The following is a 12756-nucleotide window of genomic DNA, read 5'->3' on the forward strand; positions in this document are numbered from 1 at the left end:
ATGGTACTGCATGGGAGACTGTGTGGGAGAGTAGGACGCCGCCGGACTTATATTGAGTGAGGCCCGCCACGAAAGTGGCGGGCCTCACCACTTTTAAGGGCCCCCGCCATATTCATGGCGGGGGCCCTTTTTTGTTTTTGGGAGCGAAAAGGCGGCGGGGGTCAGCCGGCATGTACCTGGACGAGGCGCACCTGGAGGTCCTCTTCGTCATCCTGCGACCGGACGAGCAGCGACGGCGGCCCCGGCCACAAGATCGTCGCGCGGCCTAGGGTTGGGGCATGCGCATCGACCGGCTCGATCACCTTGTCCTGACCGTCGCCGACATCGGCGTCACTGTGGACTTCTACACGCGGGTCCTCGGGATGGAGGCGGTGACGTTCGGCGCGGGACGCACCGCTCTCACATTCGGCAGCAGCAAGATCAACCTGCATGAGGCGGGGCGGGAGTTCGAGCCGAAGGCGCATCGTCCGACGCCGGGGAGCGCGGACCTGTGCCTGATCAGCGGGGACCCGCTGGAGCGGGTGATCGCGGACTTCGCCGCGCACGGCGTCGCGGTCGAGGAGGGGCCGGTCGAGCGCACGGGCGCCACGGGGCCGATTCGCAGCGTGTACGTCCGCGACCCGGACCGGAACCTGATCGAGGTCAGCGTCTACCTCTGAGGGGATCGGGCCTGGAGGTTGGGGAAAGCAGGGTGGTTGGTGAGGGTGTGTGGTTATGCTTCCGCGCATGTCGAACCTGCCGCCGGAGATGCGGTACCTGACGGCGCGGGGCGGCCGTCCCCGGTCGCGGGCAGGGACGCTGCTCGGTGTTGTGGTGCTGCTCGGGATCGCCGGCTTCATCGCCTGGCCGCATGTGAGCGGGTGGTTTCGCGATGACGCCGTCGTGGCGGAGATCATCCACTGTCAGGCGGAGAGGGCGCCGAACGCCCCGCCGCCGCTCGAGAACTTCGACGTGACGGCGGTGATCCGGAACCGGACGGGGCGGGCCGAGACGTTCGTGGTCCGGGATCGGTCGGGGCACGTGCTGACGGACGCCGATGTCAGCGCGTGGGATCCGCCGACGCGGACGATCGAGCCGCACGGGACGGTGACCGATCGCTACGAGATCCTGGGCTCGTTCCTCAACAAGTGCGGGGACATGGCGATCCGGCCGCAGCTGGTGAAGGGGCACTAGCGGCTGAGGGCCTCGCGGAGGCGGGTGGCGAGGGCGCCGGATTCGGCGGGGGACGGGCGGAGGACGCCGTTCTCCGACATCAGGGCGTGGAACTGCTGTTCGCGGTAGGGGACGTTCCGGGGTAGTCCGGCGATGTGCCAGTGCAGGTGGGCGTTGCCCTGCTGGCTGCCGAGGGAGAGCAGGTAGGTGCGTTCGGGGCGGACGACCGACTCGACGGCCAGGGCCACGCGGCGGACGGTCAGCATCAGCCGGGTGTAGGCGGCCTCGTCGAGGTCGCGGACGACGTGTTCGATGTGGGGCTTCGGGGCGACCAGGACCTTGGCGGGGACGGTGGGCCAGCGGTCCAGGAAGGCGATGGTCTCGTCGTCCTCGTGGACGATCTCGTGGGTGTAGGCGGGGTCGTCCGCCAGGAGGGCGCAGATGAAGCAGGGGCCGTTGAGCGCCGCGGCTTCGTAGGCCGCGTGGTCCATGGGGTGTTTTTCAGAGGTCACGGTGTGATCGTCCTCCGGCGGCGGCGCGAAGGCCATGGGGTGCCAGCAGGACCACGAGCATGAGGGTCGCGGTGGCGCCGCCCAGGAGCATGACGGTGGAGGGGGACGTCCGGTCCACGACCAGGCCGCCTGCCAGGGCTCCGGTGGAGAGGGTGGCCTGGAAGGACGCGGTGAACAGGACCGATGCGGCCTCGGGGGTGCCGGGTGTCGCGGCGGCGAACCAGGTCTGCGAGCAGACCGGGATGGCTCCGTAGCCGATTCCCCAGAGGGTGAGGAGGACGGCCGTGGCCGCGGGGCTGTGGCCGAGGGCCGGGAGTGCGAGCGTGGCCGTGGCGGTCAGGGTGGCCGCGATCGCCGAGGTCAGCGTCGGGTGGCGGGCGATCATCAGGCCGCCCAGGAAGTTGCCGGCCAGGCCGGCGACGCCGTAGAGCAGGAGGAACGGCGTCGTGGGGACGTGCGTGACCTGCTTCAGGAAGGGGGTCACGTAGGTGTAGGCGCCGAAGTGGGCCAGGACGATCAGGACGGTGAGGGCGAGGGCCCGCCACGTTCCGCGGATGCGGAGGGCCGACTGCAGGACCGACAGGCGGGTGGTCTGCTCGGCGGGCAGGGGCGGCAGGAGGACGGCCAGTCCGGCCAGGACGGCCAGGGAGAGCGCGGCCATGACGGCGAAGCTGGTGCGCCAGCCTGCCGCGTTCCCGATGAGGGTGCCCAGGGGGACGCCGAAGACCGAGCCCAGCGGGACGGACGAGAAGATCACCGCGGTCGCGCGGCGGACCCGGGACGGCTCGACCAGGCGTTCGGCGAGGCCGGCGGCGATCGACCAGAAGCCGCCGATGACGACGCCGACCAGGACGCGGGAGAGCAGCATCGCCCAGAACGCGGGGGCGGCCGCGGCGAGGACGTTCGCGGCCGCGAGCAGGAACAGGCACGCGCACAGCATCAGGCGGCGGTCGAGCCGGGCGGTCGCGACGGTCAGGACGGGGGCGGCGACGGCGGCGAGGTAGCCGGGCATGGTCATCATCAGTCCGGCCGTCCCGTCCGAGACGGTGAAGCCGGAGCCGATGGACGTGAGCAGGCCGACGGGCAGGATCTCGGTGGTGACGATGGTGAAGATGCCCATCGTGACCGCGAGCACCGCGGGCCAGCCGGGGCTCGCGGAGCGGGGTGGAGCGGGTGGTGCGGATGGGGTGGCCGTGGACGTCATGGTGTCGAGCCAACCGGTGCGCGGCGGTCCGGGCTGGCGGGATCGCGACGTCATAGTGGGCCCGCGGGGCTGGGCGCGGGCCCGCCGTCCGGTCAGGTGGTGCGGTTGCGCACCATCCAGACGGTCGCGGCGACGAGGACGGCGGCGAGGGCCAGCATCCAGCCGGCCTCGATGAGCTGGAAGGTCCAGAAGCGTCCGGCCGGCTGGTAGTGCGTGACGATGCGGTAGTCGTGGGCGGTCATCCAGTCGCGGAAGCGGGCGTTGGGCCGGTTGAGGGTGTCGGCCTGGAACCGGACGAAGAGCCGGTGCGACTCGGCCGAGGAGACGGCTCCGCCGGACGGGGTCACGTAGCTCGTGTCGACGCCCCAGTCCCTGTGGCCGATCCTGCCGAGGGTCGTTCGGGCGGGCATGTAGTGCGGGCGCAGGACGAACACGGCGAGCATGCTCAGGCCGAAGGTGATGATGAAGGATCCGGCGATCCCGATGAGGACCCGGCGGGCCAGGACGCCCATGAAGACGCCGGCGGCGAAGCCCAGGACGGTCTGCGAGGGGAACGCGAGGCCGCTGAACTCGAACGGCAGGTACGCGCCGAAACTGTCCGGGAGGACACGGTCGAAGGGCACGTTCCAGAACTTGTAGGCCGGGCTGAACGCGGCGCTCACGACGGCGAGGCCGACGGCGAGCACTGCCAGCTTCGTGACGAGCCAGCGGGTGCGGCCCGCGCCCTGCGTCCAGGCGAAGCGGAACGTTCCGGTCTCGAGTTCGCGGGCGACGAGGGGACCGCCCACGAACGCGCCGATCGCCGCCGGGAGCATCAGCAGGAAGATCAGCAGGAGGTTGAGCGTGCCGTAGTGGTTGCTGAAGTCCATGCCGAGTTGGTCGCAGCGCGAGCCCAGGGCGAAGGACGTGCACTTGTTCAGGCCGCGCTGGTCGTAGTCGTGGCGGACCGCGAGGCCGCCGAGGATCAGGCCCGCGGCGAGCACGGCGAGCATCAGGGCGGAGGCGCCGAGCGCGAAGCGGTGCTGCCGCCAGGCGACCCAGGTCGGGCCGAAACGGGGGAGTGCGGAGGACGGCAGGGTGGTCATCGGGCGACCGCCTGGGGGCCGGGCAGCGCGGCCGCGGCCGGTTCGCGCATGTAGGTCAAGACGATCTCCTCGAGGGTGACCGGGTGGTGCTGCCAGCCCGGCGGGACGGGGACGCTCTGCGAGGTGCGGACGAGCAGGTGGGCCTGCGCGGACGCGCGCCGGGAGCGGACGACCGGGAGCAGCGAGGCGACCTCGTCGGCCTGGTCGGCGGGTCCGACCAGCACGTGGTGCTCGGCCGTCAGGTCCTCGACGCCGCCGGACACCTGGACCTGGCCGTCCTGCAGGACGATCAGGTAGTCGCAGACGCGTTCCAGCTCGGCGACGACGTGGGACGAGAAGACGACCGAGACGCCGTCCTCGGCGACCGCCGCCATCAGCGAGGACATGAACTCGTGCCGGGCGAGTGGGTCGAGCGCGGCGAGCGGCTCGTCCAGGATGAGCAGGCCGGGGCGCTTGGCGAGGGCGAGGGAGAGCGCGACCTGCGCGCGCTGGCCGCCGGAGAGGGCGCCGACCTTGCGGTCGAGCGGGATGCCCAGTTCGGCAAGCCGGTCGCGGGCGGTCCGCTCGTCCCAGCGGCGGTTGAGGCTTCGTCCGACGCGGAGCATGTCCGTGACCGACAGGTTCCGGTAGAGCGCGGCGTCCTGCGCGACGAACGCGACCATGTCGAGCGCGTCGGGGGAGCCCGCACGGTGCCTGCCGAGCAGGCGGACCTCGCCGGTCGTGGGCGTGGACAGGCCGACGGCCATGCTGAGGAAGGTCGTCTTGCCCGCGCCGTTCGGGCCGACCAGCCCGACCACGTGGCCGCTCGGGATGCTCAGGGAGCAGTCGCGGAGCGCCCAGGAGCGTCCGTAGCGCTTGCCGAGGCCGGACGCCTCGATCGCGACGTCGTTCACGCGATGCCCTCCGTCCGCCCGTCGCGGGATTCGGGCTCGGCGGCCTTGTGGCGGTCCTGGAGGGCGGCGGTGAACAGTGCGGACATGCCCGCGTCGTCCAGCCCGGCGGCGGCCGCGACGCGCATCCACTCGTTCAGGGAGCGGCGCAGGTCGGCCTGCTCGCGGAGCCCGGCGCGGTCGAGGGTGCGCTCGACGAAGGTGCCCTGGCCGCGGCGTCCGGCGACCAGGCCGCGGTGCTCGAGCTCGCGGTAGGCCTTCAGGACGGTGTTCGGGTTGATCGCGAGTCCGGCGACGACGTCCCGGACGCGCGGCAGCTGGTCGCCCAGCTGCAGGTGGCCGAGCCGGAGCGCCTGTTCCACCTGCTGGACGAGCTGGAGGTAGGTCGGCACCCCCGAGCCGGGGTCGAGCCGGAACACGATCGGCGACGGCCCTTTATCTATAGTCATAGTTATAGAGTTAAGTGGTGATGATCGGGCGATGTCAAGCCGGGCCCCGGCCAGGGACGGCGCCCGACCGCTACGGGACGAGGCCGAGCGAGCGTGCGCGCAGGCCCGCCTGGAAGCGGGAGTCGGCGTCCAGCAGCTCCATGAGCTCGGCGACCCGGCGGCGGTACGTGCGTAGCGAGATGCCGAGCTGCCGGCATGCGGCCTCGTCCTTCATGCCGTCCGCGAGCAGGGCGAGGATGTCGCGGCTCTGCTCGCCCAGCGCCGGGACCTCGGCGGTGTGGTCGGCGAGGTCGACCGCGTTGTGCCAGGTCGCCCAGTACAGCGCGAGGATGCCGGCGACGACGGCGGGCGTGCGGACGACCGTGAACTCGCGGTCGCCGGCCCGCATCTCACCGGCGATCACCGCGACGCGGCGGTCGACGACGATCGTCTCGTGCGGGATCTGGCCGTCCAGAATCCGCACCTGCGGGCCGTGCCCGGCGATGTCGGTCAGCAGGCGGACGGCCGTGTCGTCCGCCAGCACCTCGCTTCCGTACAGCTTGTACGCGCGGACGCCGGGATGCGCGCGCCGCGCGGCGATGATCTGCTCGCGCGCGCCCGGCAGCGCCCACGTGCGCGGATGCGCCGCCGCGCACACGAACTCCTCGCGCGCGCCCGCGAACAGCGGCGCGGCGCGTTCCACCAGCTCGCGCTCCCCGCGCAGGACGACGTTCTGATCAAGATCGGTACTCATCGCCACCAGTCTCCGCCACCGTCCGGGACGTCACCAGCGGTGTCGTCCCGGCAAATCGCGCACGCTGGTTTGGCAGCTTGGTGCCAGCGGCTCGCCGAACCCGGCGCGAGCCGCGAGGCTCTTCCCCATGACGACCTTCGAAATCGGCAATGACCTGCAGGTTCACCGCATGGGCCTCGGCGCGATGCGCCTTCCGGCGAGCGAGCGCGGCGGACCCGCCAACGACCGCGAGACCGGCCTCGTCGTGCTGCGCCGCGCGGTCGAACTCGGTGTGGACCACATCGACACCGCGGCCTTCTACTTCTTCGAGGACCTCACCGCCAACGGCATGATCCGGGACGCGCTGCACCCGTACGCGGATGACCTGCTCATCGCGACCAAGGTCGGGCCGCGCCGCGAGCCCGGCGCCCCGATGCCGACCGGGCAGCTGGCGGCGGGCGAGCTGCGCGGCGAGGTCGAGCGCAACCTGCGCGACCTCGGCCTGGACCGGCTCGACCTGGTGTACCTGCGGCCGGGCGGGATCGAGGCGCCCGGCGGCGAGTCGATCGCCGAGCGGTTCGAGGCGCTCGCCGGGCTTCGCGAGGAGGGCCTGATCCGCCACCTCGGCGTGAGCCACGTGGACGCGGCGCAGCTCGCCGAGGCGAGCGCCATCGCGCCGGTCGCGGCCCTGCAGAACCGCTTCGACATCACCCAGGCCGCGGACGTCGAGATGCTCCGGACGTGCGAGCGCGACGGCATCGCCTACGTGCCGTACTTCCCGCTCGGCGGGTTCGGGGTGCCGGACGACGCGCGCCTCAAGACCGTCGCCGAGCGACACGACGCGACGCCCGCGCAGGTGCTGCTGGCCGGACTGCTGGCGCTGTCGCCGGTGACGCTCGCGATCCCGGGCACGTCCTCGCTCAAGCACCTGGAGGAGAACGTGGCGGCCGGGGGGCTCACGCTCGACGAGGACGATCTGCGGGCGCTCCAGTCGTAGCGTCCTCCTCGGATGGGACGTCCCACCCGGAACGGAACCTGGTACCTGCTCGGCGGATCGGGGATCCGGCTCTGACGACCTGTCAGGTGTCGACGAAGGACTGCGGGACGATCACGCGCAGCGCGTTGCCGAGCAGCGTCACCGTGACGGGCGTCCGGGCGCGGATCTCGCCGTCGACGTCCACGGGCAGCGGCGGGTCGGTCGCGATCCGGACGTGCTGGGTGGTCAGGAACGCGTCCTCTTCCAGCGTCCGCCACGGCCCGGTCAGGACGTGGCGCGCGGTCGCGGACGCGAGGCGCAGCCGCCGTCCGTCGCCCAGACGGTAGACGGCGAGGAGCCGGTCGTCGGGGCTCGCGTCCCGGGCGATGCGCTGCCCGCTGTGGTGCGCGCCGTTGGCGATGTTCAGCTGGTGCGTCTCGACCTCGGTGGTCTCACCGTCGATCTCGATCGTGGCGCGGAACGCCCGGTGGCGGGGGAGCAGCCGGGCCGCCGTCAGCGCGTACGCCGGACGGCCCAGCACCCGCTTCAGCTCGTGCGGGACATGCCGGGCGACCTCCACCGACAGGCCCAGGCTGACCATGTTCGCGAACACGTGGCCGTCCGCCGGGACCGCGGTGTCGCCGGACGGGGGCGCGGTGTCGCCGGATGGCGCTGCGGTGTCGCGGGTGCCCTCGAACCAGCCGACGTCCACGTCGGCGACCTTGCCCGAGGCCAGGACGCCGACCGCGCCGCCGAGGTCCATGGGGAGTTCGAGGCTGCGCGCGAAGTTGTTGGTGGTGCCGAGCGGCAGGACGCCGAGCGCGACGTCCCGGTGGGCCAGGTGCCGGACGGCCTCGGCGACCGTGCCGTCCCCGCCGCCGACGACGACCAGGTCGGGGGCGTCCGCGAGGACGCGGCGGAACAGCGGCCGCAGCCCGGCCGGGTCGGTGACCGGGACGACCTCGGCGAACTCCAGGCCGGCGTTCGAGAGCAGCGTCCGCGCCCGGCCGTGCAGGCGGCGGCCGCGCCGGGACCTGGCGTTGACGATCAGTACGGCGCGCCCCGATCCGTCGCGGATCGCGGTCTCCAGCTGGGCCTTCGAACGCGGCAAAACAACCCTTTCTGTGATTACCCTGCGTTATAGGGGCCTTGGCACGGGGAATAAGTCCGTCAGGGTAGAAGGTTTTGAGCGGGGCGGAACAATGCGACGTCGCGGCTGGCTCGGGGCCGGTCTGGTCACCGGCGTGGCCCTCGCGGGGCTCGCGGCGACCTCGGGATCGCTGCTGCCGCTGATCCTGCCCCTTTCCATCGCCCCTGGCGGCCCGGCTCCCGCGTCCGCGCCCGCGGCCGACGACGGCGCGACCGTGGTGGGCGAGCGGCGGCGCGGCGACCGGGTGCTCGACCTGGCCGTCCGGTCGCCGGTGCTCACCGACGTCGCGCGCGTCCGGCTGCTGCTGCCGCCCGGCTGGCGGCGCGGCTCGGAACGCACCTGGCCGGTGCTGTGGCTGCTGCACGGCATGCGCGGTGACCACGGATCCTGGACCGACCACACCGACGTCGAGCAGCTCACCGCCGGTCTCGACGTGCTCGTCGTGATGCCGGACGGCGGGACCTGCGGCCTCTACACCGACTGGTGGAACCGGGGCGCGGGCGGCCCGCCCTGCTGGGAGACCTTCCACCTGACCGAGCTGCGGCAGATCCTCGAACGCGGCTACGGCGCCGGGACGGCCCGCGCGGTCGCGGGCGTCGGCCAAGGCGGACTGGGCGCGCTCGCCTACGCCGCGCGGCATCGCGGACTCTTCCGCGCCGCGGCGTCCTTCAGCGGCCCGCTCCACACCCTGCACAACGATCCGGGCGGCCTGGACGTGTCCGATGTCGTCGAACTCGCCGTCGCGGTCGGATCGCGGAGCGCGGACTGGACGGACGTATGGGGCGATCCGGACGAGCAGCGCGTCGTATGGCGCCAGCACAACCCCTACGACCTGGCCGACCGGCTCTCGGGCGTCCGGCTGCACGTGGCGTCCGGCGACGGCACGCCCGGCCCGTTCGATCCGCTCCCCGCGCCCGGCCCGGACGTCCTGGAGGGCCTGTCCCGGCAGCTCAGCGGCGCCTTCGCCGGGAAGTTGAAGAAGCTCGGCATCCCGGTCTCCACCCACTTCTACCGGGGCGCCCAGGGGTGGGCCTACTGGCAGCGCGAGCTGCGCGCCGCCCTGCCGCTGCTCGTCGCCGAGATCACCTGAACGCCCGAGATCACCTGGCCGTGGGGCGGCCGCCTCGACGGGCTAGGCTCGCCGCGTGACAGAACCACGTTCGGATTCATGGGTCCCCGAGGTCTGGCGGGAGCTCGGACTGCCCGGCCTGATCGACGTCCACGTCCACTTCATGCCGCCGCGCCTGACCGAGGCCGTCTGGCGCTACTTCGAGGCGGCCGGGCCGCTGATCGGGCAGGAATGGCCGATCCGCTACAAGTGGCCGGAGGACGAGCGGGTCGAGCACCTGCGGTCCATGGGCGTCCGGGCGTTCACGTCACTCCTCTACCCGCACAAGCCGGGCATGGCCGAGTCGCTGAACGCGTGGGCGGCCGAGTTCGCGGCCCGCGTTCCGGAGTGCGTCCCCACCGGGACGCTCTATCCCGAGCCGTCCGCCGCGTCCTATGTGCGGCGCGCCCTGGATGCCGGGACGAGGGTGTTCAAGGTGCATCTGCAGGTCGGCGACTTCGACCCGCGCGCGGACGAGCTGGACGAGGTGTGGGGGATGCTCGCCGAGTCCGGCGCGGTCGCCCTCGTCCACGCGGGATCGGGACCGGTCGGGAACGCCTTCACCGGGCCCGGGCCGTTCGGCGGCGTCCTGGAGCGGCATCCCGGCCTGCGGACGATCATCGCCCACCTTGGCGGGCCCGAGTTCACCGGCTTCTTCGATCTCGCCGAGCGCTTCCCGGACGTGCACCTGGACACGACCATGATGTTCGTCGACTTCACCGGCGAGCTGGGGCGGTTCCCGGCCGCCGAGGTGCCGCGCCTGCGCGATCTCGGCCTGGCCGGGCGGATCCTGCTCGGGACGGACTTCCCGAACATCCCCTACGCCTACGCCCACCAGCTCGAAGGGCTCATCCGGCTCGATCTCGGGGACGAGTGGCTGCGGGCCGTCTGCTGGGACGGCGCCGCCAAGCTCCTCGGCGTCTGACCGGCCGCGCCTCCACGGCGGCTGGGGGCAGTGGACGCAGGGGTCAGTGGCCGCAGGGTCGCTGACCGCCGGACGCGGACGCGGGCTCGTCGGCGTGGCTGTCGGGGACGTGGCGGGGGCCGTGCGGGTCCTCGCAGTGGAACTCGTCGTCGGCGTGGTCGACCTCGAGGGTGGTGTGCGTGATGCCGTAGCCGTCCCGCAGCAGCTCCTGGAGATCGCGCCGGACGCCGTGGCAGTCGCCCTCCGGGGCCACCAGCACGTGCGCCGACAGGGCCGGGAAGCCCGAGCCGAGCTCCCACACGTGCAGGTCGTGCACCTCGCGGACGGACGGCCGGTCGGCCAGCCTGGACCCGATCTCGGTCGGGTCCAGGCCCGCCGGGGCCGCCTCCATGAGCACCCGGCCGGCCTCCTTCAGCAGGCCCCAGCCCGCCTGCAGCATCAGCGCGGCGACGATCAGCGAGGCGATCGCGTCCGCACGGGAGAACCCGGTCAGCCAGATGACCGCGCCCGCGATCGTGGTGGAGATGAACGCGTACAGGTCGTTCAGGATGTGCTGGAACGCGCCCTCGACGTTCAGGCTCGACCGGTTCGCCTTGCTGAGCAGCCAGGTCGCCACGAGGTTGACCGCGATCCCGGCGAGCGACGTCCAGAAGACCAGCGCGCCGTGGACCTCGGGCGGGCTGGCCAGCCGCATGACGCCCTCGTACACGAAGTACGCGGCGAGCAGGATCAGCGTCAGGCCGTTGAGCTGCGCCGACAGGATCTCGGCGCGGCGCAGCCCGTAGGTGTAGCCGCCGCGCGGCGGGCGCGCCGCGATCCGCATCGCGACCAGCGCCAGCACGATCGCGAACGCGTCGGTGAGCATGTGCGCCGCGTCCGACAGCAGCGCCAGCGACTCGGCGATCAGGCCGACCACGACCTCGCCGGCCATGAACGCCAGGATCAGCGCCAGGGCGCCCATGAGGTACCGGCGGTCCGCCCCGGGCGACACCCCGTGCCCGTGCCCGTGCCCGTGCCCGTGGCCGTGGCCGTGCCCGCCCGCCTGCTCGGCCTGGCCGTGGCCATGGCCGTGATCATGGGCGGGGCTCGCTGGGGCTCCGACGGGCTCGCCGGTGGTGGCGTCCTCGCCGCTCATGCGCGTCCCTCCGTGTGGCCGACGTGGGTCAGGGCGAGGTCGAGCAGCATGCGGACGTGCGAGCCGTCCAGCCGGTAGTGGGCCGTCCGGCCCGCGCGCCGCACCCGGACGACCCGGACGGCACAGGCGGCCGGATCGTCATATGAAGCACTGCTCATATGAGCAAAGATATCTCATCGCAGGTCAGGGTCATGCTCGTCCGCCGGGAGCGGTGGTCCCCGAGGGGGACGTGGGGCGCCGGGCGTCCGCCGTGGGGTGGTTGGCCGGCCCTGTGGGCGTCGTGGGACCGGTGGGCGTCGTGGGACCGGTTGCGCCGGTCCCGGTGCCCGCCGGGCCGTGCGGTGTGTTCGGCGGCGTGGTCTCGCCGTCCGCTGGGTGGTGGCCCCCAGGGCCGGTTGGGTCGCCGCCGGGCGGCGGGCCGGACGGGGTCTCGCCGGTCCTGGGCGGGACGGGCCGCTCCTGAACCGGAGGCGTGCCGGAGAACGGGACGGTGTTCGTCGGCGGGCCGGGTACCGGGTAGTCGGGTGAGTGGCGCGTCGTCGGCGGTGCCACCGGGGCGGGCGCGGGCGGCGCGGAGAAGTGCTCCTCCGTCGAGAACGAGGACTTCGGGCTGGAGCGGGGCTGCGGCGTGAACGTGGCGACCGGGGGCTCGGGGACACGCGGGCCGTCCACGTTGCCCTGGGTTCCGCGCGGGCGGATGAACGAGCCCCGGCCGTTCGGGTCGGAAAGGACGAATCCCTCCGCGGGTGTGCGGCCCGGTTGGATTCTGGTCACCTTTCCGGCATGGAAATCCGGCCAGGACGGACCGGTATAGCGCGAAGCGTGGAGTGAGAGTTTCCGATCGGGAGGAGTCAGCGGATTGCCACAATTGCACTTTATGACGGGAACGCCGTACTCATTGATCAGCACGCCCATTCCGGCCTCCAGGACGGCGGGCGAGCCGGTGGCCTTCCCGGCCCGGAACCCGTGGTTGGTGACCAGGGTGTCCGAGCGCAGGTGCACCGGGGTCAGCCGGGCCACGAACCCGGCGATGGCGGTCGGCTTGATGTGCTGCACCGAGGCCCATGCGGCGGCCCGGTCGGGATGCCCGCTCAGGTACGCGACCAGGCGTTCCGCGTCGCAGTGGGACGTTCTGCGCGTCCCGCCGTACAGGCCGGGGGCGTCGCCCGGACGCGCCCCGCCGGGGTCGGGCGCGCCCGACCCCGCCAAGGCGAGCCGCCGGTCGGTCCCGGCCCTCGGGGCGAACGGGTCGGGCCCCGGATCGCCGACCGTCATGCGCGCGATGGTCGTTCCCGGGTCGCTGCATCCCGCCACGCCGGAAAGGGCCAGCGCGGACGCCGCCGCGGCCGCGGAGAACGCCCGCCCGTGCCGTCGGAAATGGATCTCCGTCATCACCGTTCCCTCACTGAGCGTCGAACGCACATATACTCTTCGATGAGACGGAGCGGCCGGCGGATC

The 12756-nt window shown here is 72.6% G+C and carries 15 protein-coding genes; 5 read left to right on the plus strand and 10 right to left on the minus strand.

The window, feature by feature from the left end; all coding sequences use genetic code 11:
• The first annotated feature begins 278 nt into the window (after window positions 1–278).
• Both AB0L06_RS39380 and AB0L06_RS39385 read left to right on the plus strand, forming a co-directional pair.
• Complete coding sequence (locus tag AB0L06_RS39380; protein WP_500236386.1) at window positions 279–659, plus strand: VOC family protein; 381 nt, start codon at window positions 279–281, stop codon at window positions 657–659.
• 67 nt (window positions 660–726) lie between these two features.
• Window positions 727–1173, plus strand: coding sequence for a hypothetical protein (locus tag AB0L06_RS39385; protein ID WP_500236388.1), 447 nt, complete (start codon window positions 727–729; stop codon window positions 1171–1173).
• On the opposite strand, the gene AB0L06_RS39390 is transcribed toward AB0L06_RS39385, so the two are convergent.
• The 6 genes from AB0L06_RS39390 to AB0L06_RS39415 form a co-directional block, all read right to left on the minus strand.
• Window positions 1170–1664 carry an HIT family protein gene (locus AB0L06_RS39390; RefSeq protein WP_500236389.1) on the minus strand — a complete coding sequence of 165 codons (495 nt, stop codon included), beginning with the start codon at window positions 1662–1664 and terminating at the stop codon, window positions 1170–1172. The two genes, AB0L06_RS39385 and AB0L06_RS39390, sit on opposite strands and share 4 nt — an antisense overlap.
• Window positions 1654–2868, minus strand: a complete 1215-nt coding sequence (locus tag AB0L06_RS39395; RefSeq protein ID WP_500236390.1) for an MFS transporter — start codon at window positions 2866–2868, stop codon at window positions 1654–1656. The genes AB0L06_RS39390 and AB0L06_RS39395 overlap by 11 nt, the downstream gene beginning before the upstream one ends.
• Window positions 2869–2960: 92 nt before the next feature.
• Window positions 2961–3953 carry an ABC-2 membrane transporter-related protein gene (locus tag AB0L06_RS39400; protein WP_500236392.1) on the minus strand — a complete coding sequence of 331 codons (993 nt, stop codon included), beginning with the start codon at window positions 3951–3953 and terminating at the stop codon, window positions 2961–2963.
• A complete protein-coding gene (locus tag AB0L06_RS39405) occupies window positions 3950–4846 on the minus strand; it encodes an ABC transporter ATP-binding protein (protein WP_500236393.1) in 897 nt (298 codons plus the stop codon). The genes AB0L06_RS39400 and AB0L06_RS39405 overlap by 4 nt, the downstream gene beginning before the upstream one ends.
• Window positions 4843–5292: a GntR family transcriptional regulator gene (locus AB0L06_RS39410; RefSeq protein WP_500236394.1), complete on the minus strand. Its 450-nt coding sequence runs from the start codon at window positions 5290–5292 to the stop codon at window positions 4843–4845. The genes AB0L06_RS39405 and AB0L06_RS39410 overlap by 4 nt, the downstream gene beginning before the upstream one ends.
• Window positions 5293–5362: 70 nt before the next feature.
• Complete coding sequence (locus tag AB0L06_RS39415; RefSeq protein WP_500236396.1) at window positions 5363–6025, minus strand: helix-turn-helix transcriptional regulator; 663 nt, start codon at window positions 6023–6025, stop codon at window positions 5363–5365.
• Between the two features lie 127 nt (window positions 6026–6152).
• Between AB0L06_RS39415 and AB0L06_RS39420 the strand changes: the two genes are divergently transcribed.
• Complete coding sequence (locus AB0L06_RS39420) at window positions 6153–7001, plus strand: oxidoreductase (protein ID WP_500236398.1); 849 nt, start codon at window positions 6153–6155, stop codon at window positions 6999–7001.
• Between the two features lie 82 nt (window positions 7002–7083).
• On the opposite strand, the gene AB0L06_RS39425 is transcribed toward AB0L06_RS39420, so the two are convergent.
• Window positions 7084–8091: a diacylglycerol/lipid kinase family protein gene (locus tag AB0L06_RS39425; protein ID WP_500236399.1), complete on the minus strand. Its 1008-nt coding sequence runs from the start codon at window positions 8089–8091 to the stop codon at window positions 7084–7086.
• A 91-nt stretch (window positions 8092–8182) separates the two neighbouring features.
• Here AB0L06_RS39425 and AB0L06_RS39430 point away from each other — a divergent pair, with 91 nt between their 5' ends.
• Window positions 8183–9220: an alpha/beta hydrolase gene (locus AB0L06_RS39430; protein ID WP_500236400.1), complete on the plus strand. Its 1038-nt coding sequence runs from the start codon at window positions 8183–8185 to the stop codon at window positions 9218–9220.
• Window positions 9221–9275: 55 nt separating this feature from the next.
• Entirely contained in the window at window positions 9276–10163 is an 888-nt protein-coding gene (locus tag AB0L06_RS39435) for an amidohydrolase family protein (protein WP_500236401.1), read from the plus strand.
• 43 nt (window positions 10164–10206) lie between these two features.
• Here the strand turns inward: AB0L06_RS39435 and AB0L06_RS39440 are convergent, their stop codons facing one another.
• Genes AB0L06_RS39440 through AB0L06_RS39450 form a run of 3 tightly spaced genes read right to left on the minus strand, consistent with a single transcriptional unit; the run spans window position 10207 to window position 12690 of the window.
• Window positions 10207–11298 (minus strand): cation diffusion facilitator family transporter, encoded by a 1092-nt coding sequence (locus tag AB0L06_RS39440; protein WP_500236402.1) that lies wholly within the window; start codon window positions 11296–11298, stop codon window positions 10207–10209.
• Window positions 11295–11456 carry a hypothetical protein gene (locus AB0L06_RS39445; RefSeq protein WP_500236403.1) on the minus strand — a complete coding sequence of 54 codons (162 nt, stop codon included), beginning with the start codon at window positions 11454–11456 and terminating at the stop codon, window positions 11295–11297. Before AB0L06_RS39445 ends, AB0L06_RS39440 begins: the two co-directional genes overlap by 4 nt.
• Before the next feature lie 31 nt (window positions 11457–11487).
• Window positions 11488–12690 carry a DUF6777 domain-containing protein gene (locus AB0L06_RS39450; protein WP_500236404.1) on the minus strand — a complete coding sequence of 401 codons (1203 nt, stop codon included), beginning with the start codon at window positions 12688–12690 and terminating at the stop codon, window positions 11488–11490.
• Window positions 12691–12756 lie beyond the last annotated feature (66 nt).

The organism is Spirillospora sp. NPDC052269 (assembly GCF_040679435.1).
Taxonomy (GTDB): Bacteria; Actinomycetota; Actinomycetes; order Streptosporangiales; family Streptosporangiaceae; genus Spirillospora.

Bases quoted from the DNA above. Each gene is read 5' to 3' on its own strand.
- AB0L06_RS39400 (WP_500236392.1), bottom strand. From the start codon at position 3,953: ATGACCACCCTGCCGTCCTCCGCACTCCCCCGTTTCGGCCCGACCTGG.
- AB0L06_RS39450 (WP_500236404.1), bottom strand. From the start codon at position 12,690: ATGACGGAGATCCATTTCCGACGGCACGGGCGGGCGTTCTCCGCGGCC.
- AB0L06_RS39415 (WP_500236396.1), bottom strand. From the start codon at position 6,025: ATGAGTACCGATCTTGATCAGAACGTCGTCCTGCGCGGGGAGCGCGAG.
- AB0L06_RS39440 (WP_500236402.1), bottom strand. From the start codon at position 11,298: ATGAGCGGCGAGGACGCCACCACCGGCGAGCCCGTCGGAGCCCCAGCG.
- AB0L06_RS39380 (WP_500236386.1), top strand. From the start codon at position 279: ATGCGCATCGACCGGCTCGATCACCTTGTCCTGACCGTCGCCGACATC.
- AB0L06_RS39385 (WP_500236388.1), top strand. From the start codon at position 727: ATGTCGAACCTGCCGCCGGAGATGCGGTACCTGACGGCGCGGGGCGGC.
- AB0L06_RS39445 (WP_500236403.1), bottom strand. From the start codon at position 11,456: ATGAGCAGTGCTTCATATGACGATCCGGCCGCCTGTGCCGTCCGGGTC.
- AB0L06_RS39410 (WP_500236394.1), bottom strand. From the start codon at position 5,292: ATGACTATAGATAAAGGGCCGTCGCCGATCGTGTTCCGGCTCGACCCC.
- AB0L06_RS39420 (WP_500236398.1), top strand. From the start codon at position 6,153: ATGACGACCTTCGAAATCGGCAATGACCTGCAGGTTCACCGCATGGGC.
- AB0L06_RS39430 (WP_500236400.1), top strand. From the start codon at position 8,183: ATGCGACGTCGCGGCTGGCTCGGGGCCGGTCTGGTCACCGGCGTGGCC.
- AB0L06_RS39395 (WP_500236390.1), bottom strand. From the start codon at position 2,868: ATGACGTCCACGGCCACCCCATCCGCACCACCCGCTCCACCCCGCTCC.